General features: G+C 75.5%; 17 protein-coding genes and 1 riboswitch. Of the genes, 11 read left to right on the plus strand and 6 right to left on the minus strand.

Annotated features, from left to right (window positions below; genetic code table 11):
* Window positions 1-51: 51 nt before the first annotated feature.
* Complete coding sequence (locus IAG43_RS06745) at window positions 52-1,650, minus strand: ABC-F family ATP-binding cassette domain-containing protein (protein WP_187739848.1); 1,599 nt, start codon at window positions 1,648-1,650, stop codon at window positions 52-54.
* A gap of 284 nt (window positions 1,651-1,934) precedes the next feature.
* Between IAG43_RS06745 and ypfJ the strand changes: the two genes are divergently transcribed.
* Both ypfJ and IAG43_RS06755 read left to right on the plus strand, forming a co-directional pair.
* A complete protein-coding gene (gene ypfJ, locus IAG43_RS06750; protein ID WP_187739849.1) occupies window positions 1,935-2,825 on the plus strand; it encodes a KPN_02809 family neutral zinc metallopeptidase in 891 nt (296 codons plus the stop codon).
* A 78-nt stretch (window positions 2,826-2,903) separates the two neighbouring features.
* A complete protein-coding gene (locus IAG43_RS06755) occupies window positions 2,904-3,311 on the plus strand; it encodes a VOC family protein (RefSeq protein WP_187739850.1) in 408 nt (135 codons plus the stop codon).
* A 28-nt stretch (window positions 3,312-3,339) separates the two neighbouring features.
* Here the strand turns inward: IAG43_RS06755 and IAG43_RS06760 are convergent, their stop codons facing one another.
* The 3 genes from IAG43_RS06760 to IAG43_RS06770 form a co-directional block, all read right to left on the minus strand.
* On the minus strand, window positions 3,340-4,725 hold the full coding sequence (locus IAG43_RS06760; RefSeq protein WP_425508572.1) for a hypothetical protein: 1,386 nt from the start codon (window positions 4,723-4,725) through the stop codon (window positions 3,340-3,342).
* 87 nt (window positions 4,726-4,812) lie between these two features.
* The gene (locus tag IAG43_RS06765) at window positions 4,813-5,940 is read right to left on the minus strand and encodes an alpha/beta hydrolase (protein ID WP_187739852.1); all 1,128 of its coding nucleotides are present in this window, start codon (window positions 5,938-5,940) and stop codon (window positions 4,813-4,815) included.
* 70 nt (window positions 5,941-6,010) lie between these two features.
* On the minus strand, window positions 6,011-6,676 hold the full coding sequence (locus IAG43_RS06770; protein WP_187739853.1) for a class II aldolase/adducin family protein: 666 nt from the start codon (window positions 6,674-6,676) through the stop codon (window positions 6,011-6,013).
* A 243-nt stretch (window positions 6,677-6,919) separates the two neighbouring features.
* Between IAG43_RS06770 and IAG43_RS06775 the strand changes: the two genes are divergently transcribed.
* From IAG43_RS06775 to IAG43_RS06805, 7 genes are all read left to right on the plus strand, one after another.
* Window positions 6,920-8,161 (plus strand): inorganic phosphate transporter, encoded by a 1,242-nt coding sequence (locus IAG43_RS06775; protein ID WP_187739854.1) that lies wholly within the window; start codon window positions 6,920-6,922, stop codon window positions 8,159-8,161.
* A 12-nt stretch (window positions 8,162-8,173) separates the two neighbouring features.
* Window positions 8,174-8,386: a hypothetical protein gene (locus IAG43_RS06780; protein ID WP_187739855.1), complete on the plus strand. Its 213-nt coding sequence runs from the start codon at window positions 8,174-8,176 to the stop codon at window positions 8,384-8,386.
* Window positions 8,387-8,548: 162 nt separating this feature from the next.
* A riboswitch (cobalamin riboswitch) is annotated at window positions 8,549-8,688 on the plus strand.
* A gap of 90 nt (window positions 8,689-8,778) precedes the next feature.
* Complete coding sequence (locus IAG43_RS06785) at window positions 8,779-9,744, plus strand: cobalamin biosynthesis protein (RefSeq protein WP_187739856.1); 966 nt, start codon at window positions 8,779-8,781, stop codon at window positions 9,742-9,744.
* Complete coding sequence (locus IAG43_RS06790) at window positions 9,741-11,258, plus strand: cobyric acid synthase (protein ID WP_187739857.1); 1,518 nt, start codon at window positions 9,741-9,743, stop codon at window positions 11,256-11,258. The genes IAG43_RS06785 and IAG43_RS06790 overlap by 4 nt, the downstream gene beginning before the upstream one ends.
* A gap of 85 nt (window positions 11,259-11,343) precedes the next feature.
* The gene (locus IAG43_RS06795) at window positions 11,344-13,383 is read left to right on the plus strand and encodes a putative cobaltochelatase (protein WP_187739858.1); all 2,040 of its coding nucleotides are present in this window, start codon (window positions 11,344-11,346) and stop codon (window positions 13,381-13,383) included.
* Window positions 13,383-13,991: a cob(I)yrinic acid a,c-diamide adenosyltransferase gene (cobO, locus tag IAG43_RS06800; RefSeq protein ID WP_187739859.1), complete on the plus strand. Its 609-nt coding sequence runs from the start codon at window positions 13,383-13,385 to the stop codon at window positions 13,989-13,991. Before IAG43_RS06795 ends, cobO begins: the two co-directional genes overlap by 1 nt.
* Complete coding sequence (locus IAG43_RS06805; protein ID WP_246574103.1) at window positions 13,985-15,565, plus strand: cobyrinic acid a,c-diamide synthase CobB; 1,581 nt, start codon at window positions 13,985-13,987, stop codon at window positions 15,563-15,565. The genes cobO and IAG43_RS06805 overlap by 7 nt, the downstream gene beginning before the upstream one ends.
* A 23-nt stretch (window positions 15,566-15,588) precedes the next feature.
* Here IAG43_RS06805 and IAG43_RS06810 read toward each other — a convergent pair whose 3' ends face one another.
* Window positions 15,589-16,314: a ZIP family metal transporter gene (locus IAG43_RS06810; protein WP_187739860.1), complete on the minus strand. Its 726-nt coding sequence runs from the start codon at window positions 16,312-16,314 to the stop codon at window positions 15,589-15,591.
* A 275-nt stretch (window positions 16,315-16,589) separates the two neighbouring features.
* Here IAG43_RS06810 and IAG43_RS06815 point away from each other — a divergent pair, with 275 nt between their 5' ends.
* Both IAG43_RS06815 and cobC read left to right on the plus strand, forming a co-directional pair.
* A complete protein-coding gene (locus IAG43_RS06815; protein WP_246574105.1) occupies window positions 16,590-17,000 on the plus strand; it encodes a cobalamin biosynthesis protein in 411 nt (136 codons plus the stop codon).
* A 77-nt stretch (window positions 17,001-17,077) separates the two neighbouring features.
* Window positions 17,078-18,175, plus strand: coding sequence for an Rv2231c family histidinol phosphate aminotransferase CobC (gene cobC / locus IAG43_RS06820; RefSeq protein WP_187739862.1), 1,098 nt, complete (start codon window positions 17,078-17,080; stop codon window positions 18,173-18,175).
* A gap of 162 nt (window positions 18,176-18,337) precedes the next feature.
* On the opposite strand, the gene IAG43_RS06825 is transcribed toward cobC, so the two are convergent.
* Complete coding sequence (locus IAG43_RS06825) at window positions 18,338-19,309, minus strand: SCO1860 family LAETG-anchored protein (protein ID WP_187739863.1); 972 nt, start codon at window positions 19,307-19,309, stop codon at window positions 18,338-18,340.
* Between the last annotated feature and the right edge of the window lie 74 nt (window positions 19,310-19,383).

Genomic DNA, 19,383 nt, shown 5'->3' on the forward strand with positions numbered 1-19,383 from the left:
ATGATCCATACGGAGTGGATCACCGGCCCCCTCGCGGGGGCATGGCGGCCGTCAGGCGAGGGTGACCAGATCCGCGTAGTCCGCGCCCCACAGGTCCTCGACGCCGTCGGGCAGCAGGATGATCCGCTCCGGTTCCAGCGCCTCCACGGCCCCCTCGTCGTGGGTGACGAGGATGACCGCGCCCTTGTAGGTGCGCAGCGCCCCGAGGATCTCCTCACGGCTCGCCGGGTCGAGGTTGTTGGTGGGCTCGTCGAGGAGCAGGACGTTCGCCGAGGAGACGACCAGGGTGGCGAGCGCCAGACGGGTCTTCTCGCCACCGGACAGCACACCCGCGGGCTTGTCGACGTCGTCACCGGAGAACAGGAACGACCCGAGGGTCTTGCGGACCTCGACCAGGTCGAGGTCCGGCGCCGAGGAGCGCATGTTCTCCAGGACCGTGCGGTCGGGGTCCAGGGTCTCGTGCTCCTGGGCGTAGTAGCCCAGCTTGAGGCCGTGGCCGGGGGTGACCTGGCCGGTGTCGGGCTGCTCCACGCCGGCGAGCAGCCGCAGCAGGGTGGTCTTGCCCGCGCCGTTGAGGCCGAGGATGACGACCCGGGAGCCCTTGTCGATGGCCAGGTCGACGTCGGTGAAGATCTCCAGGGAGCCGTACGACTTCGACAGGCCCTCCGCCGTCAGCGGCGTCTTCCCGCAGGGCGCGGGCTCGGGGAAGCGGAGCTTGGCGACCTTGTCGGCGACCCGGACGTCGTCGAGGCCGGCCAGCAGCCGCTCGGCGCGGCGGGCCATGTTCTGCGCGGCGACGGTCTTGGTCGCCTTGGCGCGCATCTTGTCGGCCTGCGAGTTGAGGGCGGCCGCCTTCTTCTCGGCGTTCTGCCGCTCCCGCTTGCGGCGCTTCTCGTCGGCCTCGCGCTGCTGCTGGTAGAGCTTCCAGCCCATGTTGTAGACGTCGATCTGGGACCGGTTGGCGTCGAGGTAGAAAACCTTGTTGACGACGGTCTCCACGAGGTCGACGTCGTGGGAGATGACGATGAACCCGCCGCGGTAGGTCTTCAGGTAGTCCCGCAGCCAGACGATCGAGTCGGCGTCGAGGTGGTTGGTCGGCTCGTCGAGGAGCAGGGTGTCGGCGTCCGAGAACAGGATGCGGGCGAGCTCGACGCGGCGGCGCTGACCGCCGGAGAGGGTGTGCAGCGGCTGGCCGAGCACCCGGTCGGGCAGGCCCAGCGCGGCGGCGATGGTGGCGGCCTCGGCCTCGGCGGCGTACCCGCCCTTGGTGAGGAACTCGGTCTCCTGGCGCTCGTACTGGCGCAGCGCCTTGTCGCGGGTGGCCCCCTGGCCGGTGGCGATGCGCTCCTCGTTCATGCGCATCTTGCGGATGAGGGTGTCCAGGCCGCGGGCGGAGAGGATGCGGTCGCGGGCGAGCACGTCGAGGTCGCCGGTGCGGGGGTCCTGCGGGAGGTAGCCGACCTCGCCGGAGCGGGTGATGGTGCCGGCGGCGGGGATGCCCTCGCCTGCCAGGCACTTGGTGAGGGTGGTCTTGCCCGCTCCGTTGCGGCCGACGAGGCCGATGCGGTCGCCCTTGGCGATGCGGAAGGAGGCGGATTCGATGAGGACGCGCGCGCCTGCGCGCAGCTCGATACCGGACGCGGTGATCACGGGGGAGGACTCCAGGGCGGTGTGGACGGCGGAAGGGACGGGTGAGCGACGCTTCGACGCCGTCTAAGGCACGAGGAGAACTGCCATACGGCCAGTCTAACGGGGTCCGGCAAGTGTTTTTCCGGGGTCCGGCGCACCGTGACCGGCGCCACGTCGCACACGGCGGCCCCTCCGTGCGCCCCCGCAGACCGGCATGAAACCTCCCGGACAGGGCGAAACACGGTGTACGGCCCCATACTCGCCGGGAGTGGCGGGCGGCCGCCGCCGAGGAGCGGAGGTCGCCCGTGCAGTTCGACGACGACGCGGGTCTGGACACCTCCGAGGTCCGCGATGCGCGCTCCGGCCGCGTCCCCGGCGGCCGGGCCACGATCGGCGGCGGCATCGCCGGGCTGGTCGCGCTGGTCCTCGGTCTCTTCTTCGGGGTGGGCCCCGAGCAGCTGGGGCTGTCCTCCGGCGACGAGGACCCCGCGGTGGCGGCGTCCTCGCAGGCGGAGGTGGCGAGCGCCTGCCGGCGGGGCTCGGACGCCGCCACGCGCGAGGACTGCCGGATCGTGGCGGTCGTCAACAGCGTGCAGGACTACTGGCGCGCCGAGTTCCAGCGGCGCCAGGGCCGGTACACGGACGCACGGACCGTGCTGTTCACCGGCCGGGTCGGCACCGCCTGCGGCGCCGCGACCTCGGCGGTGGGGCCGTTCTACTGCCCCGCCGACCGGCAGGTCTACCTGGACCTCGGATTCTTCGGCGAGCTGCGCGACCGGTTCGGCGCCCGGGGCGGCCCGTTCGCGCAGGCGTACGTCGTCGCCCACGAGTACGGCCACCACGTGCAGAACCTGACCGGCGTCCTCGGCCGGGCGCAGGACGGCGGGACGGGCGCCGGGTCCGCCGCGGTCCGGGTGGAGCTCCAGGCGGACTGCTACGCCGGGGTGTGGGCGCACCACGCGACGACGACACCCGACGAGGACACGGGACGCCCGCTGCTGACCGAGCTCACCGAGGAGGACGTCCTGGACGGCCTCGACGCGGCAGCAGCCGTGGGCGACGACCGGATCCAGCAGCGGTACCAGGGCCGGGTCACGCCCCACACCTGGACCCACGGATCGGCGGAGCAGCGGCAGGCGTGGTTCCGGCAGGGGCTGCGCACCGGCGACACGGCCCGCTGCGACACGTTCCGCTGAGCCCGCGGGTCCCGCGCCGGGCTGCCAGACTGGGAGCCGGATCACCTCCGGCAGTCGAGCGGGCGAGGAGCGCGCACCATGCCTCAGTCACCGGGCATCTGCCCCACCCTGGTCTACGCGGACGCCCCGGCCGCTGTCCGCCAGCTCACCGAGGCCTTCGGCTTCACCGTCCACGCGCTGTACGAGAACGAGGACGGCTCGGTCGCCCACGCGGAGCTCGTCCACGGGAACGGCATGGTGATGCTGGGCAGCAGGGGCACCGGGAGCGAGTTCGACGCGCTGATGCGGGGCGCCGGTCCGGCCGGGGTCTTCGTCCACGTCGACGACGTGGACGCGCACCACGCGCGGGCCGCCGCGCACGGGGCCGAGATCGTGATGGAGCCGGCCGACCAGGAGTACGGCGCCCGCGACTACATGGCGCGCGACCTGGAGGGCAACATCTGGAGCTTCGGCACCTACGCGCCGGGGGCGGCCGGGGCCTCGTAGCCCCGGGCCGCCCCTTCGCGTGCGGAGGTCAGACGCCGCCGGTGTGCACCTGGAAGGCCGCGCGTCGCACCGCCTTCGCGAGCGCCGGGTCCGGGTGGGCGGCGGCGAGCGCGACGAGGACCTGGACCGTACGGGGGTGCCCGCCGGCCCGGACCTCCTCGATCAGCGCGGGGACCGTGCCCTGCACCGCGGAGTCCAGGTGGCGCAGCAGCAGCTGCGGTTCGCCGTGGTCGGCGACGGCGGCCGCGGTGTCGACCCAGAGCCAGGTCGCCTCCTCGCGGGTGAGCACGTCGGCGGCGTCCTCCGGGTCGGCGCCGTCGTACTCGGCGAGCCAGAGCAGGGCGTAGGGGCGCAGGGACGGTTCCGAGGCGGCCGCCCGGACCTCGCCCTCGGCGGGGGCCCCGACGACGCGCAGCGCCTCGAAGGCCAGGCCGCGCAGCAGGGCGTCCTCGCCGCGGGCGACGCCGAGCAGCTCGCCGACCGCGCCGGCCACGGTGCGGGCCGCGATCCACGCCCGGTACTCCGCGCGGGCGGGCCCCGGCGTGAGGCGGGCGCAGCCGCGCAGCATGTCCTCGGCGGACTGCTCGATGTTGCCGGCCGGGCTCTGCGCCGCGACGCAGATCTGCTCCAGCTTGACCCACACCGCCCAGTTGCCCAGCGGGGTGAGCGTGGCCTGGCTCCGGTCCAGGGTCAGCGCGCCGACGGACGCGAGCCCTTCGAGGGCCCAGTCGAGGAGCACCGACACGGGGACCTCGTCCGCCGGGGGCCGGGGGGCCTCGGCGTCCTGGGCCGAGGGGACCTCGCAGCGTTCCTCGCGGAGCTCGGCCACGCGCTGCTGGAGCAGGTCGAGGAGGGTGTCCGTCGGTACCGGGCCGGCCGAGAGCTGCAGCAGGGAGAGCACCTGCGGCACGGCCTCGACCACCTCGGCCAGGGCGGTGGGGGCCACGTCCGCGGGGGCGGGGTGGGCCAGCGACCAGGCGTCGAAGAGGGCCACCCAGCCGCGCAGCACCGCCATGTCGTCGCGGTCCCAGGCGTGCAGACGCCAGCCGGGGCGGGCGGCGTCGCCGTGCATCTCGATGAGGCCGGCCAGCCGGGCCCGGTCCCAGCCCGCGCGGACCTCTTCGGGGTTCAGGTCCAGCGCGGCGGCCGCGCGCTGCCGCGCCCCGGGGACCGAACGGGCGGCCGCGGGGCCGCGTTCGACGGCGGCCCAGCGCGCGATGCGCACGGCGTCGGCGAGGACCGAGCGGGCCTGGCGGGCCAGCTCGGCGGGGGCGGGCGTGCCCTCCGGCGGGCGGGTCGCCGGGCGGGTACGCCGGGTCGTCACGGCCCGTCGCGCACTGGCCATGGGACGCGGGCGGACGAGACGGAGTCTGGAGTTGCGCGCCAATTGCTCATCAGGCTTTCGGGACGTCACAGGAGCAGTGTTCCCGCTGACGGCCCGAAAGCCCAAACGGAGGGTCACGGAAGGGTCTCCGGGGCCCGTCCCGCAGCCGCCCGGGCGCTACGCGAGGGGGGTGAGGAAGCGCCTCAGGACCTCTTCGTACCGGGTGGGGTCGGCGTTCCACATGGCGCCGTGCGGGGCCCGGTCGACGGTGTGGAGGGTGACGAGGTCCGGCCGCTCGCCGGCCAGGCGGCGGGAGCCCTGCCAGGGGGCGAGGGTGTCGTCGGGGCCGTGGAAGATCAGCGTCGGGACCCGCACGGCCCAGGGCTCCGCCGCCCCGGAGAGCCGGCCGGCGTGCGGACCGGTCCGGCCGAGCGCGGCGCGGACGGCGAGGGGGCGCAGCGGGGCGGGGGTGCCGCGGGCCGCCACCAGGGCCCGCAGGGTGACCTCCCAGTCCAGCACGGGCGAGTCCAGGACCAGGCCGGCGATCCGGTCGCGCAGCCCCGACCCCGCCGCGGCGCGCAGCGCCATGGCGGCGCCGGTGGACCAGCCGTGGACCACGACGCGCTCGGCGCCGTGCCGCACGGCGTGGCGGACCGCCGCGTCGAGGTCGCGCCATTCGGAGTCGCCGAGGTGGCTGAGACCGTCCGGGGACCGGGGGGCTCCGGCGTCGCCGCGGTAGGCGAGGTTCAGCACCGGGAACCGCTGCTCCCGCAGGAATCCCAGCAGGTTCAGGGGGTGCTCCCGGGTGGTGCCGATCCCGTGCACGGTGATCACCCAGGTGCTCCGGGCGCCGGGGACGAACCACGCGGGGAGGCCGCCGAGCTCTCCGGGGACGACGACGTCGGAGAAGGGGACGCCCAGCGCGGTGGCCGGGTCGCCCTCGTGCAGCTGGGGGGTGAAGCGGACGCGGGCGCCGGGGGCGAGCCCGCCGTCGGCCACGCGGTCGAGCCGCCGCACCACCGTGTCGGCCGAGGCCGCCGCCCCGCCGAGCACCGGTCCGACGACGGCGTGGACCCCGGAACCGGTGAGGCCGTAGGTCCCCGGGCGGAGGGAGGCGAGGCTGCGGGTGAGGGTGACCCGCCCGGCGCCTGCGCCGTGCACGGTCAGCCGCGGATCACCGGGCAGGGCCCTCGGGGCGGGCGCTCTGAGCGCGGCACTGCTGGCGTGGCGTCCGGCGGCGACCGTGGCCGCGCCGACGCCGATCAGGGTGGTGACGGCCGCTGCCGTCGCTGTAGCCGGGCGCACCGCTCCAGTGTCGGCACAGTGGCCGGCGACTGCCAGTGGACGGCCGCCGGCCGGTTCCGGCCCCGGGAGGTCAGGCGGGCTGTCCGTAGCCGCGCAGCCGGGAGGCGGCGTCGGCCAGCTGGGCCTCGGAGAGCAGTGCGGGGCTGCGGCCGGGGACCGAGGAGGCGGTGAGCCACAGGCGGCACATCCATTCCAGCTGCGCCGTGCGGTCGTACGCCTGGTCGAGGGTGTCGCCGTACGCCACGGTGCCGTGGTTGGCCAGCAGGCAGGCCGTGCGCTCGCGCAGGGCCGCCAGCATGTTCCGGGCGAGTTCCCCGGTGCCGTAGGGGGCGTAGGGGGCGACCCGGACCGGGCCGCCGAGGGCGGCGGTCATGTAGTGGACCGGAGGGAGTTCGGGGACCAGGACGGAGACGGCGGTGGCGTGCACCGCGTGGGTGTGGACCACGGCCCGGGCGCCGGTCTCCCGGTGCAGCGCGAGATGGAGGGGGAGCTCGCTGGTCGGCGCCGCGGTGCCGATGACGCGGTTGCCGTCGAGGTCGACCCCGAGGACATCGCCGGGGCCGAGCCGGTCGTAGGGGACACCGCTGGGGGTGACGAGGACGACATCGCCGTCCACTCGTACGGAGACATTGCCGGAGGTGCCGACGACGAGTCCTTCGGCGGCCGTCCGCCGGGCCGTCGCCACCAGGTCCCGCCACGCCTGTTCGATCGTGCCGCCGTGCGCCTGTGAGGTCATGGGCCGATCCTGTCAGGCCGTGCCCCGCCCGCGCCGGGGGCCGGTGCCACGGGGGCCGGGCGGGGCGGGCGCAACGGAGGGTGTTCGAGTGAACGCCCCGCGCGGTCGGCGGCGGCCCGGAACGTCAAACGGAACCTCTTGACGCCACTTGCGGACACCACAGCGCCCGACCCAGTTCATCTTCCGTTCACCCAGGTTGCCTACGGTCCACACGTCAATGACGTCAAACGATTGCCTGGGTAAATGGAACACATCACCTTGCTGCTCGCGATTGTGATCGTGACAGCTCTCGTGTTCGATTTCACGAACGGTTTCCACGACACCGCCAACGCGATGGCGACGACCATCTCGACCGGCGCGATGAAGCCCAAGACCGCGGTGGCCATGTCCGCCGTTCTGAACCTCGTCGGCGCGTTCCTGTCCGTGGAGGTCGCGAAGACGATCTCCAGTGGCCTGGTCGACGAATCAGGCATCTCACCTGAAGTCATCTTCGCGGCGCTCGTCGGCGCCATCCTCTGGAATCTGCTGACCTGGCTGGTCGGCCTGCCGTCCAGCTCCTCGCACGCGCTCATGGGCGGCCTCATCGGCGCCACCGTCGCCTCCGTCGGCTTCTCCGGCGTCAACGGCGGCGTCGTCGTGACGAAGGTCCTGATCCCCGCGATCGCCGCCCCGCTCGTCGCCGGCATCGGCGCCATGCTGGCGGCCCGGCTGACGTACAGGCTCGGCAGGAAGACCGACGACAAGGCCACGGCCAAGGGCTACCGCGCCGGCCAGATCGCCTCGGCGGGCCTGGTCTCGCTGGCGCACGGCACCAACGACGCGCAGAAGACGATGGGCATCATCACCCTCGCCCTGGTCGCCGGCAACGTGCTCGCCCCCGGTTCGAACCCCCCGATGTGGGTCATCGTCTCCGCCGGTGTCGCCATCGCGCTCGGCACCTACCTCGGCGGCTGGCGCATCATCCGCACCATGGGCAAGGGCCTCACCGACCTCCAGCCGCAGCAGGGCTTCGCCGCCCAGACCAGCGCCGCGAGCGTCATCCTCGCCTCTTCCAACCTCGGCTTCTCCCTGTCGACGACCCACTCCTGCTCCGGTGCCGTGATGGGCGCGGGCCTCGGCCGCAAGGGCGGTGTGGTCCGCTGGTCCACGGCGACCCGGATGTTCGTCGCCTGGGGCCTGACGCTGCCGGCGGCCGGTCTGGTCGCCGCGGCCTCGGAGTTCGTCACCAAGCAGGGCGACTGGGGCGTCGCCGTCGTCGCCGTCTTCCTCGTGGCGTCCTGCCTCGCCATCTGGCTCGTCTCCCGCCGCCAGGTCGTCGACCACACCAACGTCAACGACGTCGAGGCGGACGAGGAGCCGGCCGGAGTCGTCACCACCGCCATGGCGGCCGTCGCCCCGCCGCCCGCCGGCGAGTTCAAGACCACCATCCCGGCCCCGGCCTCCGATTCGGCCGAGACCGAGCCGGCCCGCCCGGCCAGGGTTTAAGGAAGCATCAGCATGAAGATCGACTGGGTAGCCCTCGGCTCCGTGTTCGGCGTGAGCCTCGTCGCCACCATCGCCCTGGTGGGCCTCTTCACCCTGGGCATCATCGGCCTCGGCCGGCAGGAGTCGTCCGGCGGCTCCGCGGCCCTGGCGCGTACCGGCGCCTACGCCTGCTTCGCCCTGTGCGCGGCGGCCGTCGCGTTCGGCATCTACCTGGTCGTCGTCTGACGGCCACCCCTCCGGCCGCCCCGCGGCCCGGAACACGTCCGCGAGCCGGGCGTGACGGCACCCCCGCGGTGCGGTCGCGCCCGGCTCGCGCGCTGTGCGCGGTACGGGCCGCGGTGTGGGCCTCGGCACACTGTCCCGCCGCAGGTCAAGGGTGAGTTGACGGGCGTTCGCGGGCGTGGTGGACTGCCGGGGCCAATACGGCGGCAGCAGAGGAAGTCCGGTGCGAATCCGGCGCGGTCCCGCCACTGTCACCCGGGGACCCCCGGGGAGCCAGGAACTCTCACCGCCGGTCACGTCGAACCAGGGCGCGGACCCTGAGTGAGGACTCGTCGTCATGCCCGGCTGCGGTTCGCCCCTGCCCGTCCGACGCCACCCCCGGGGCCGCTGACCCCATGCGTGCCCAACGGACACCCGCGGACCGGACGTTCGCGTACGGCGCCGCCGCCGGCCTCGCCGCCGACCTGCTGATCGGGGACCCGCGCCGCGGACACCCCGTCGCCGCCTTCGGACGGGCCGCCGGCGCCGTCGAACGCCTCCTGTGGCGCGACGACCGCGGCCGGGGCGTCCTGCACACCGCGGTGTGCGCCGGGGGCGCGATCGGGGCGGGTCTGCTCGCCACCCGTGCCGCCGGCCGCTCCCCCGCCGCCTCCGTGGTCCTGACCGCCGCCGCCACCTGGGCCGTCGTCGGCGGCACCACCCTGGGGCGGGAGGCACGCGCCGTCGGCGCCGCGCTCGCCGCCGGGGACCTCGGCACGGCCCGTGAACGCCTCCCCCATCTGTGCGGCCGCGACCCGCAGGCCCTCGACGAGGCGCAGATCGCCCGCGCCGTCGTGGAGTCCGTCGCGGAGAACACGTCCGACGCGGTCGTCGGGGCGCTCGTGTGGGGCGCCGTCGCGGGCGTGCCGGGCCTGCTGGGGTTCCGGGCGGTCAACACCCTCGATGCGATGGTGGGCCACCGCTCCCCCCGGTACCTGCGCTACGGCTGGGCCTCGGCCCGCCTGGACGACGTGGCCGGGTGGCCGGGCGCCCGGCTCACCGCCGTGCTCGCGGTGCTCGCGGGACCCGACCCGCGGGGCGCCCTGCGCGCCTGGCGGGCCGACGCGGACAGGCACCCGAGCCCCAACGCGGGCCCGGTGGAGGCGTCGTTCGCGGGAGCGCTGGGCGTGCGGCTGGGCGGCACCCTGTCGTACGCGGGGCGCGTCGAGCACCGGCCCGTCCTCAACGGGGAGGGCCGGGCCGTGGAGTTCGGGGACATCGACCGGGCGGTGCGGCTGTCGCGCCGTGTCGGCGCACTGGCGCTGGCGGTCTGCGCGGGCGCGCGGCTGGTCCGCGCCACGACGAGGGGGAGGCGGACATGAGCGGCGGCGGACTGCTGGTCGCGGGGACGACGTCGGACGCGGGCAAGAGCGTGGTGACCGCCGGGATCTGCCGGTGGCTGGTGCGCCAGGGGGTGAAGGTCGCTCCCTTCAAGGGCCAGAACATGTCGCTGAACTCGTTCGTGACGCGCGAGGGCGCGGAGATCGGACGGGCGCAGGCCATGCAGGCGCAGGCCGCGCGGGTGGAGCCGACGGCGCTCATGAACCCGGTGCTGCTGAAGCCGGGGAGCGACCGTTCCAGCCAGGTCGTGCTGATGGGCAGACCGGTCGGCGAGATGAGCGCACGGGGCTACCACGGCAACCGCCAGCGGGAGCTGTTCGAGCCGGTGATGGCCTGCCTGGACGAGCTGCGCGGCAGCTACGACGCCGTGATCTGCGAGGGCGCCGGCAGCCCGGCCGAGATCAATCTGCGGCGCACGGACATCGTGAACATGGGCATCGCGCGGGCCGCCCGGCTGCCGGTCCTCGTCGTCGGCGACATCGACAGGGGCGGGGTGTTCGCGCAGTTCTTCGGCACCACGGCGCTGCTGGACGCCGCGGACCAGTCGCTGGTGGCGGGCTATCTCGTCAACAAGTTCCGCGGCGACGTGACGCTGCTGGAACCGGGCCTGGAGATGCTGCACGGCCTGACCGGACGGCGGACCTACGGCGTGCTGCCCTACGCACACGGGCTCGGCATCGACGAGGAGGACGGGCTGCGGGTGTCGCTGCGCGGCGCCGTGCGCGAGTCCGTCGTCGCCCCGCCCGTCGGCGAGGACGTGCTGCGGGTCGCCGTCTGCGCCGTGCCGCTGATGTCGAACTTCACCGACGTGGACGCGCTCGCCGCCGAACCCGGCGTCGTGGTCCGCTTCGTGGACCGGCCCGAGGAGCTGGCCGACGCCGACCTCGTCGTCGTCCCCGGCACCCGCGGCACGGTCCGGGCGCTCGCCTGGCTGCGCGAGCGGGGCCTCGCGGCGGCGCTGGCCCGGCGGGCGGCCGAGGGACGTCCGGTGCTCGGCGTCTGCGGCGGCTTCCAGGCGCTCGGCGAGCACATCGAGGACGACGTCGAGTCGCGGGCGGGCGAGGTCGAAGGACTCGGACTGCTGCCGGTGCGGGTGCGGTTCGCCCGCGAGAAGACGCTGGCCAGGCCGGTGGGCGAGGCGCTGGGCGAGCGGGTCGAGGGGTACGAGATCCACCACGGCGTCGCCGAGGTGCTGGGCGGCGAGCCCTTCCTGGACGGCTGCCGGGTGGGCTCGGTGTGGGGCACCCACTGGCACGGCTCGCTGGAGGGCGACGGCTTCCGCCGGGCCTTCCTGCGGCAGGTGGCGGCGCAGGCCGGACGCCGCTTCGTCCCCGCGCCGGACACCTGCTTCGGCGCGCTCCGCGAGGAGCAGCTGGACCGGCTCGGCGACCTGGTCGAGGAGCACGCGGACACCGGCGGGCTGCTGCGGCTGATCGAGCAGGGGCCTCCGGAGGGCCTGCCGTTCGTCCCGCCCGGCGCACCGGCGGCACGGTGAACGCCGGCAGGGGCCACGCCGGCGGGCCGCCCCGCGACGGGGCGCGCGCAGACGTCGAGGGAACGACTGAAGGAGTGAGCAGGCGATGAGCGTCCACTATCCGTTCACGGCGGTCGTCGGGATGGACGACATGCGGTTGAGCCTGCTGCTCAACGCCGTGTCCCCGGCGATCGGCGGTGTGCTCGTACGAGGTGAGAAGGGCACCGCCAAGTCGACGGTCGTGCGCGGTCTGACGGGTCTGCTGCCCGCCATGGACGTGGTGGCGGGCTGCCGGTTCGCCTGCCGCCCCGCGGCTCCCGACCCCGGGTGCCCGGACGGCCCGCACGAGGGGGCCGCGGCCGTGAGCAGGCCGACGCCGCTGGTCGAGCTGCCGGTCGGCGCCTCCGAGGACCGGCTGGTCGGGGCGCTGGACATCGAGCGGGCGCTCGCGGAGGGGGTCAAGGCGTTCGAGCCGGGCCTGCTGGCCGACGCGCACCGCGGAATCCTCTACGTGGACGAGGTCAACCTCCTCCACGACCACCTCGTCGACCTGATGCTGGACGCCGCCGCCATGGGCGCCTCCTACGTGGAGCGCGAGGGCGTCTCCGTCCGGCACGCCTCGCGCTTCCTGCTGGTGGGGACGATGAACCCGGAGGAGGGCGAGCTGCGTCCGCAGCTGCTCGACCGGTTCGGGCTGACCGTGGAGGTCGCCGCGTCACGCGACCCCGGCCGGCGGGTCGAGGTCGTACGGCGCAGGCTGGCGTACGACGACGACCCGGCCGCGTTCGCGGCACGCTTCGCCGGGGAGGAGGCGGCGCTGCGGGAGCGGATCGTCGCCGCCAGGGCACTGCTGCCCTCGGTGGTGCTCGGCGACGCGGTGCTGCGCCAGATCGCCGCCACCTGCGCCGCATTCGAGGTCGACGGCATGCGCGCGGACATCGTGATGGCACGCACCGCGACCGCGCTGGCGGCCTGGGACGGCCGGACGGAGGTCGCCGGGGAGGACGTGCGGCAGGCCGCTCTGCTCGCGCTGCCGCACCGCAGGCGGCGCAACCCCTTCGACGCGCCCGGCCTGGACGAGTCGAAGCTCGACGAGGCCCTGGAGCAGTCGGGCGACGACCCCGAGCCCGACCCGGACCCCGGTGACGGGGGCCCGGACGGCGGGCCCGGCGACGGGGGCCCCGACGGCGGCCCGGGAGGCGGTGTCCCGCCCCAGGGGCAGGGGCAGGAGTCCCCTGCCGCGGGCTCCGGGGAGGACCCGGCGCCTTCTCCCCCGCCCGCCCCCGGCCCCGGCCCCGGTGAGCAGCGCCCCGTCGGGGCCGGCGAGCCGTACCGGACGAGGATGCTGAGCGTGCCCGGGCTCGGCGAGGGCGCGGCGGGGCGCAGGTCCCGCGCGTACACCGAGCACGGGCGCACCACCGGCTCCCGCCGGCCGCGGGGCGGCCTCACCAAGCTCCATCTGGCGGCGACCGTCCAGGCGGCCGCGCCCCATCAGCGCGCCCGGGGGCGCACCGGACCGGGTCTGGTGGTGCGCCGCGACGACCTGCGGCAGGCGACCCGCGAGGGGCGCGAGGGCAATCTGGTGCTCTTCGTGGTGGACGCCTCGGGCTCGATGGCGGCCCGGCAGCGGATGGGCGCCGTCAAGGGCGCGGTCATGTCGCTGCTGCTCGACGCCTACCAGCGGCGCGACAAGGTCGGTCTGATCACCTTCCGGGGGCGCACGGCAGAGCTGGCGCTGCCGCCCACGTCGTCGGTGGACGCGGCCGCCGCCCGGCTGGAGTCACTGCCGACCGGCGGGCGCACCCCGCTCGCGGAGGGGCTGCTGAAGGCCCACGGGACACTGCGCACCGAGCGGCTGCGGGACCCGTCCCGGCGGCCGCTGCTGGTCGTCGTGACGGACGGCCGGGCCACCGGTGCGGGCGACGCGTTCGGGCAGGCGCTGCGTGCGGCACGGCTGCACGCCGCCGAGGGCACCGCCGCCGTCGTCGTCGACTGCGAGTCCGGGTACGTACGGCTCGGACTGGCCGGCACCCTCGCCGGCGAACTCGGCGGCACCGCCGTCACCCTGGACGAGCTCCGTGCCGACGCGATCGCCGGCCTCGTCCGGGACGTCAGGGAAGTTTCCACCGCCAGGAGGGCCGCGTAATGCCGCAGGGACAGCCGACCGTCGTACCGGACGACGGCCTCACCACACGCCAGCGCCGCAACCGCCCCCTGGTGTTCGTGCACACGGGTGTCGGGAAGGGCAAGTCGACGGCCGCCTTCGGGCTCGCCCTGCGCGCCTGGAACCAGGGCTGGCCGGTCGGGGTGTTCCAGTTCGTCAAGTCGGCCAAGTGGAAGGTCGGCGAGGAGAACGCGCTGAAGGTGCTGGGCGCGAGCGGCGAGGGCGGCACGGTCGCCTGGCACAAGATGGGCGAGGGCTGGTCGTGGATCCAGCGGGAGCCCGCGGCCGGCGAGCAGTCCAACGAGGACAAGGCCCGCGAGGGCTGGGAGCAGGTCAAGCGGGACCTCGCGGCCGAGACGCACCGGCTGTACGTGCTGGACGAGTTCGCCTACCCGCTGCACTGGGGGTGGATCGACACCGACGAGGTGATCGAGGTGCTGCGCTCCCGGCCGGGTACCCAGCACGTGGTGATCACCGGGCGCAACGCGCCGCAGAAGCTGGTCGACTTCGCCGATCTGGTGACCGACATGTCCAAGGTCAAGCACCCCATGGACGCGGGGCAGAAGGGCCAGCGGGGCATCGAGTGGTAGCACGTCTCGTCATCGCCGCACCGTCCTCGGGGGCGGGCAAGACCACGGTCGCGACCGGCCTGATGGCCGCGTTCGCCGGGCGGGGCCTCGCCGTGTCCCCGCACAAGGTCGGCCCCGACTACATCGATCCCGGCTACCACGCCCTGGCGACCGGGCGGCCCGGCCGCAACCTCGACGCCTACCAGTGCGGCACCTCGCTGATCGCGCCGCTGTTCGCGCACGGCGCGCGCGGCTGCGAACTGGCCGTCGTGGAGGGCGTCATGGGGCTCTACGACGGGGCCGCCGGGCAGGGCGAGCTGGCGTCGACGGCCCAGGTGGCCAAGCTGCTGCGGGCGCCGGTGGTGCTGGTGGTGGACGCGTCGTCGCAGTCCCGGTCGGTGGCGGCGCTCGTGCACGGCTTCGCCTCCTGGGACCCGGAGGTGCGGATCGGCGGGGTGATCCTCAACAAGGTCGCCACCGACCGGCACGAGCATCTGCTGCGGGAGGCGCTGGAGGAGTCCGGCGTACCGGTGATGGGGGTGCTGCGGCGGGCCGCCGACATGGCCACGCCGTCGCGGCACCTGGGCCTGGTGCCGGTGGCCGAGCGGCACACCGACGCGGTGGACGCGGTGCGGGCGCAGGCCGAACAGGTGCGCCTCGGCTGCGACCTGGAGGCGCTGCTGGCGCTGGCGCGCTCCGCGCCGCCGCTCACGGACACCCCCTGGGACCCGGCGGCGGCGGCCGGGGGCGACGCCCTCGCCGACCGGCCCGCGGGCCGGACGCGGACCGGGGCGGACGCGGCGGGGCCGGTGGTGGCCGTCGCCGGCGGGGCGGCGTTCACCTTCTCCTACGCCGAGCACGTCGAACTGCTCCGGGCGGCGGGGGCACAGGTGGTCCCCTTCGACCCGCTGCGCGACGAACGGCTTCCCGAGGGGACCCGCGGGCTCGTCATAGGCGGCGGCTTCCCCGAGGTGTACGCGCCCGAACTGTCCGCCAACGAGCCGCTGCGCCGGGCCGTCGCGGCGCTGGCGAGGTCGGGGGCCCCGGTCGCGGCGGAGTGCGCGGGGCTGCTGTACCTGGCGAAGTCGCTGGACGGGAAGCCGATGTGCGGGGTGCTGGACGCCGAGGCCCGGATGACGGGCCGGCTGACGCTCGGATACCGGGAGGCCGTCGCGGTCGCCGACAACCCGCTGGCCGCGTCCGGCACGAGGCTGCGCGGGCACGAGTTCCACCGCACCGTGCTGGAGCCGGGCTCCGGCGCGGTCCCCGCCTGGGGCATGGTGCGTCCGGAGCGCCGGGTCGAGGGCTTCGTGCAGCAGGGCGTGCACGCCAGTTACCTGCACACCCACTGGGCGCAGCGGCCCGGCGTCGCGGCGCGCTTCACGGCCGCGTGCGAGCAGGCGGCGGGGGTGGCGGGGGCGTCCGTCCCCGCGCGCCGCCGGGCGGACGGCGGCGCGGGCGCACGGGACGGGGACGGCACCCGGTCCACGGCGGGGGTGCGGGGCACGGCGGACGGCGGCGCGGGGGTACGGGGCGGCGCGGGCGCCCGCAGCACGGCGGACGGCGCGGGCCCGGCGGGGCCGGCCGGGGGGTGAACCGGGTACGGGCGCGGGGCCGGTCACTCGGCGAGACCGACCACCAGCCAGACGAAGCCCACTCCCCCGACGGTGCACAGCAGAGTGGACCGGGCGGGGTGCCGGTGGTGGGCCTCCGGGAGGATCTCCGCGGCCGCGAGGTACAGCAGCGCACCGCCGAAGAACCCCAGGTAGCTGCCGAGAAGCTCCTCGGGAAGGGTGAACAGCAGGGTGGAGGCCGCCCCCAGGACGGGGGCGAGGGCGTCGGCGAACAGCATCAGCGCGGCCCTGCGGCGGGTGTTCCCGTACAGGCTGGTGATGGTGTACGTGTTGAAGCCGTCGGCGAAGTCGTGGGTGATGACCGCGAGGGCGACGGTCGCGCCCATGCCGCCGCCCACCTGGAAGGCGACGCCCAGCGCGATGCCGTCCATCAGGCTGTGGGCGACCATGGCGGCGGCCGCCGTCAGCCCCACCTGCGGAACCCGCGCCCCGGGCTCGGCGCCGTGTGCGGCGCGGCGCACCGCGAGCAGGCGCTCGACCAGGTGGGCGCCGAGGAATCCGCCGACGAAGAGCAGCAGCGCCTGCGGCACCCCGAACACCTCGTGTCCGGCGGACTCCAGGGCCTCGGGGAGGAGTTCGAGCCCGACCACCCCGAGCATCAGTCCGCCCGCGAGGCCGAGCACCAGGTGCCGGCGGTCGGTGACGCGGTGCGCCATCCAGCCGCCGAAGAGCGTCATCAGGAACGCGCCGAGCGCGACGAACACCGCCATGGGCCCTTGCTAGCCCATCGGACCGCCCCGGCGCACACCGCTGCCGGGCGCGTTCACCCGGTTGCCCGCGAAGTGGCCCCCGGCGCACGGCGATCGGAGCCGTTCCGCCGCCGGAGGTCCGGATGACGTCCCCCGCCGGGGCGGGCGGGCCGCGGACAGGTGAGGGCGGGACGGGGAGCGGCGCGGGGGGCGCCGGGACGGCCGGGACGGAGACCGGCACGGGCGGGAGGTCCGGCGGGGAGGCGGGCGGCCCGCGGGGCGGGATCGTCGTCGGCGTGGGGGCCTCGCGCGGGGTTCCCGCGGACGAGGTGGTGGACCTGGTGCTCGCGACGCTGCGCGACGCCGGGCTGCGCACGGACGAGGTGACCGGCCTCGCGACGCTCGACCGCAGGGCGTCGGAACCGGGGATCGTGGCCGCCGCGGCGCGGCTGGGGGTCCCGGTCACGGCCTACCCGGCCGGCCGGCTGGCGGCGGTGGCGGTGCCCGGCGGCTCGGCCTCGGTGCTCGCCGCCGTGGGCACACCGTCGGTCGCGGAGGCGGCGGCGCTCGCCGGAGGGGGTGACCTGCTGGTCCCCAAGCGCACCTCCCGCCCGGAGGGAAGGCCGGCGGGTGTGACATGTGCCATCGCCCGCGAGGGCGGCGGGCGTCCGGGGGCATCTGCCGGGACGGGACGGCAGAAGGGATGATGTCGAGGTGCTTCCCAACCCCCCACGTCCCGAGGAGAGATCCGTGTCCCGTTCTCCTGCACCCCTGCGCGGCTGCCATGTACACGCGCGCTGACCACGACGACCGCGCCGGGGAGTCCGGCCCGCAGCAGGGCGGTCACGACCTGCGGCACCACGGGGACGCCGAGGTCCGCGACGCGTCGCCCGGACTCGTCGACCTGGCCGTCAACGTCCGCACCGGCACCCCGCCCGCGTGGCTGCGCGAGCGCATCGCCGACGCGCTGGGTTCGCTCGCCGCCTACCCCGACGACCGCGCGGCACGGGCCGCCGTCGCCCGCCGCCACGGCCTGCCCGTGGACCGGGTCCTGCTGACGGCCGGCGCGGCCGAGGCGTTCGTGCTGCTCGCCCGCGCGCTGAAGGTCCGCCGGCCCGTGGTCGTGCATCCCCAGTTCACCGAGCCGGAGGCCGCGTTGCGGGACGCCGGTCACGAGGTGGGCCGCGTCCTGCTGCGCGAGGAGGACGGGTTCCGGCTCCGCCCGGACGCCGTGCCCAGGGACGCGGACCTGGTCGTCGTCGGGAACCCGACCAATCCGACGTCGGTCCTGCACCGGGCGGCGGACGTCGCCTCGCTCGCCCGCCCCGGGCGGTACCTGGTGGTGGACGAGGCGTTCATGGACGCCCTCCCGGGAGAGCCGGAGGCTCTCGCGGGCCGCACGGACGTACCCGGACTCGTCGTCCTGCGCAGCCTCACCAAGACGTGGGGGCTCGCGGGTCTGCGGATCGGATACGTGCTGGCGGAGCCGGAGACCATCGCCGCGCTGGAGCGCGCACAGCCGCTGTGGCCGGTGTCCGCACCCGCCCTGGTGGCAGCCGAGGCGTGCATGGCGGCCGACGCGCTGGCCGAGGCGGAGGACGCCGCCGTGCGGACGGCCGCGGACCGGGCCCATCTGCTGGCGGGGCTGGCGGAGTTCGACGAGGTGCGGGCCGTCGAGGACGCGGCGGGGCCGTTCGTCCTGATCCGGGTGCGGCGGGCGGCGCAGGTGCGCGAACGGCTGCGCTCGCTCGGCTTCGCCGTCCGGCGCGGGGACACGTTCCCCGGGCTCGACGGGGAGTGGCTGCGGCTGGCGGTGCGCGACAGGACGACGACGAATCGTTTCCTGCTCGCACTCGACCAGGCCCTCACCGCGGTCGGCTGAGCCGACGAGCGCGGTCCCGGCGTGCCCGTCGCCGGGGCGGCCCGCGGCGGGCGTGCCGCCCCGGCGGCCGGGCCCCTCCCCCTCGGCGGGGCCCGGCGGCGCGGGGCGGCACGGCCGCCCGGGCACGCGCCCGGTGCACGGGCACCGGGCGCGTGCGGCCCGTCAGCCCTCCGCGCGCGAGCGGCGGCGGGTCACGACGATCGCGGCGGCGCCCGCCGCCAGGAACAGCCCGGCGCCGCCCGCGATGTACCCGGTCGCGGAACTGCCTCCGGTCTCGGCCAGGTTCGCCGCGGGCTCCTCGGCGGACTGTGCGGCGATGTCCCGGCCGGGCTGCTCCGTGTCCTCGGCCGGGGGCGCGGCCTCGTCCGGCTCGCCGGGCTCGGCGGGCTTGTCGGGGGCGGCCGCCTTCGCGGGCGAGGTGCAGGTGGCCTCGGCGAGGGTGAGCTCGCCGGTGACCTCGGCGACGTTCAGGTTCAGCGGGTCCACCGAGACCTTGAGCTGCAGGGCCGCCGCCGCGGCCGTGGTGGAGGTGGTGCGCGTCCTGGACAGTTCGAGGGAGACCGTGCCGACGGCGGGCACCTCGACGACGGTGGGACCGCCCGCCGAGAGGGTCACCTTCTTGCCGAGGACCCTCACGTGTCCGAGCAGGTTGGACTCGGCCACGGGCTGCTTGCCCGCCTCGCACACCACCTCGGAGGTGACCTGCTCGATCTCGACGAGGGAGAGCAGCGGGAGTCCGGGGACATGGACCCGCGCCTTGGCGAGATTGCTGGACGCCTCGGCCCGGCCGCCCTCCACCGACGCCTTCGCGGTGGCCACGTCGGCGCGCAGCAGCTGGACGGGCCGCCCCTTGTCGACACCGTCCAGGGTGACGCTGAGCGCGGTCCTGTCGGCGCTGCGCGGGGCCCGCACCTCGTTCAGCGTGGCCTTCAGGGGGACGTGGACCGTCTTGTCGAGCAGGGCCACGTCCAGGCCCGTGCGGAGCACGACCGCCGCCGCCTCGCCCTCTGCGCCGGTGGCGTGCGCGGGCGCGGCGAGGGCGAGCGGTCCGGCGATCAGCGCGGCGGCGGCCGTCGCCGCCGCGAGCCGGCGCGCGGGCACGCGTGCGGACGGGACGAAGGTGTTGCTGTTCACGGTGGTGGAACCCCCACGGGAGACACGGTGCCGCGACCGCCCACGGGGACACGTGGGCGGGGGCGGCGAAGACA

Source organism: Streptomyces genisteinicus (genome assembly GCF_014489615.1).
Classification (GTDB): domain Bacteria; phylum Actinomycetota; class Actinomycetes; order Streptomycetales; family Streptomycetaceae; genus Streptomyces; species Streptomyces genisteinicus.

What these genes read in the sequence shown, in the direction of transcription:
- IAG43_RS06755 (WP_187739850.1), top strand. Translation starts at nt 2,904, where the DNA reads ATGCCTCAGTCACCGGGCATCTGCCCCACCCTGGTCTACGCGGACGCC.
- IAG43_RS06770 (WP_187739853.1), bottom strand. Translation starts at nt 6,676, where the DNA reads ATGACCTCACAGGCGCACGGCGGCACGATCGAACAGGCGTGGCGGGAC.
- IAG43_RS06775 (WP_187739854.1), top strand. Translation starts at nt 6,920, where the DNA reads ATGGAACACATCACCTTGCTGCTCGCGATTGTGATCGTGACAGCTCTC.
- IAG43_RS06780 (WP_187739855.1), top strand. Translation starts at nt 8,174, where the DNA reads ATGAAGATCGACTGGGTAGCCCTCGGCTCCGTGTTCGGCGTGAGCCTC.
- IAG43_RS06785 (WP_187739856.1), top strand. Translation starts at nt 8,779, where the DNA reads ATGCGTGCCCAACGGACACCCGCGGACCGGACGTTCGCGTACGGCGCC.
- IAG43_RS06790 (WP_187739857.1), top strand. Translation starts at nt 9,741, where the DNA reads ATGAGCGGCGGCGGACTGCTGGTCGCGGGGACGACGTCGGACGCGGGC.
- IAG43_RS06795 (WP_187739858.1), top strand. Translation starts at nt 11,344, where the DNA reads ATGAGCGTCCACTATCCGTTCACGGCGGTCGTCGGGATGGACGACATG.
- cobO (WP_187739859.1), top strand. Translation starts at nt 13,383, where the DNA reads ATGCCGCAGGGACAGCCGACCGTCGTACCGGACGACGGCCTCACCACA.
- IAG43_RS06810 (WP_187739860.1), bottom strand. Translation starts at nt 16,314, where the DNA reads ATGGCGGTGTTCGTCGCGCTCGGCGCGTTCCTGATGACGCTCTTCGGC.
- cobC (WP_187739862.1), top strand. Translation starts at nt 17,078, where the DNA reads ATGTACACGCGCGCTGACCACGACGACCGCGCCGGGGAGTCCGGCCCG.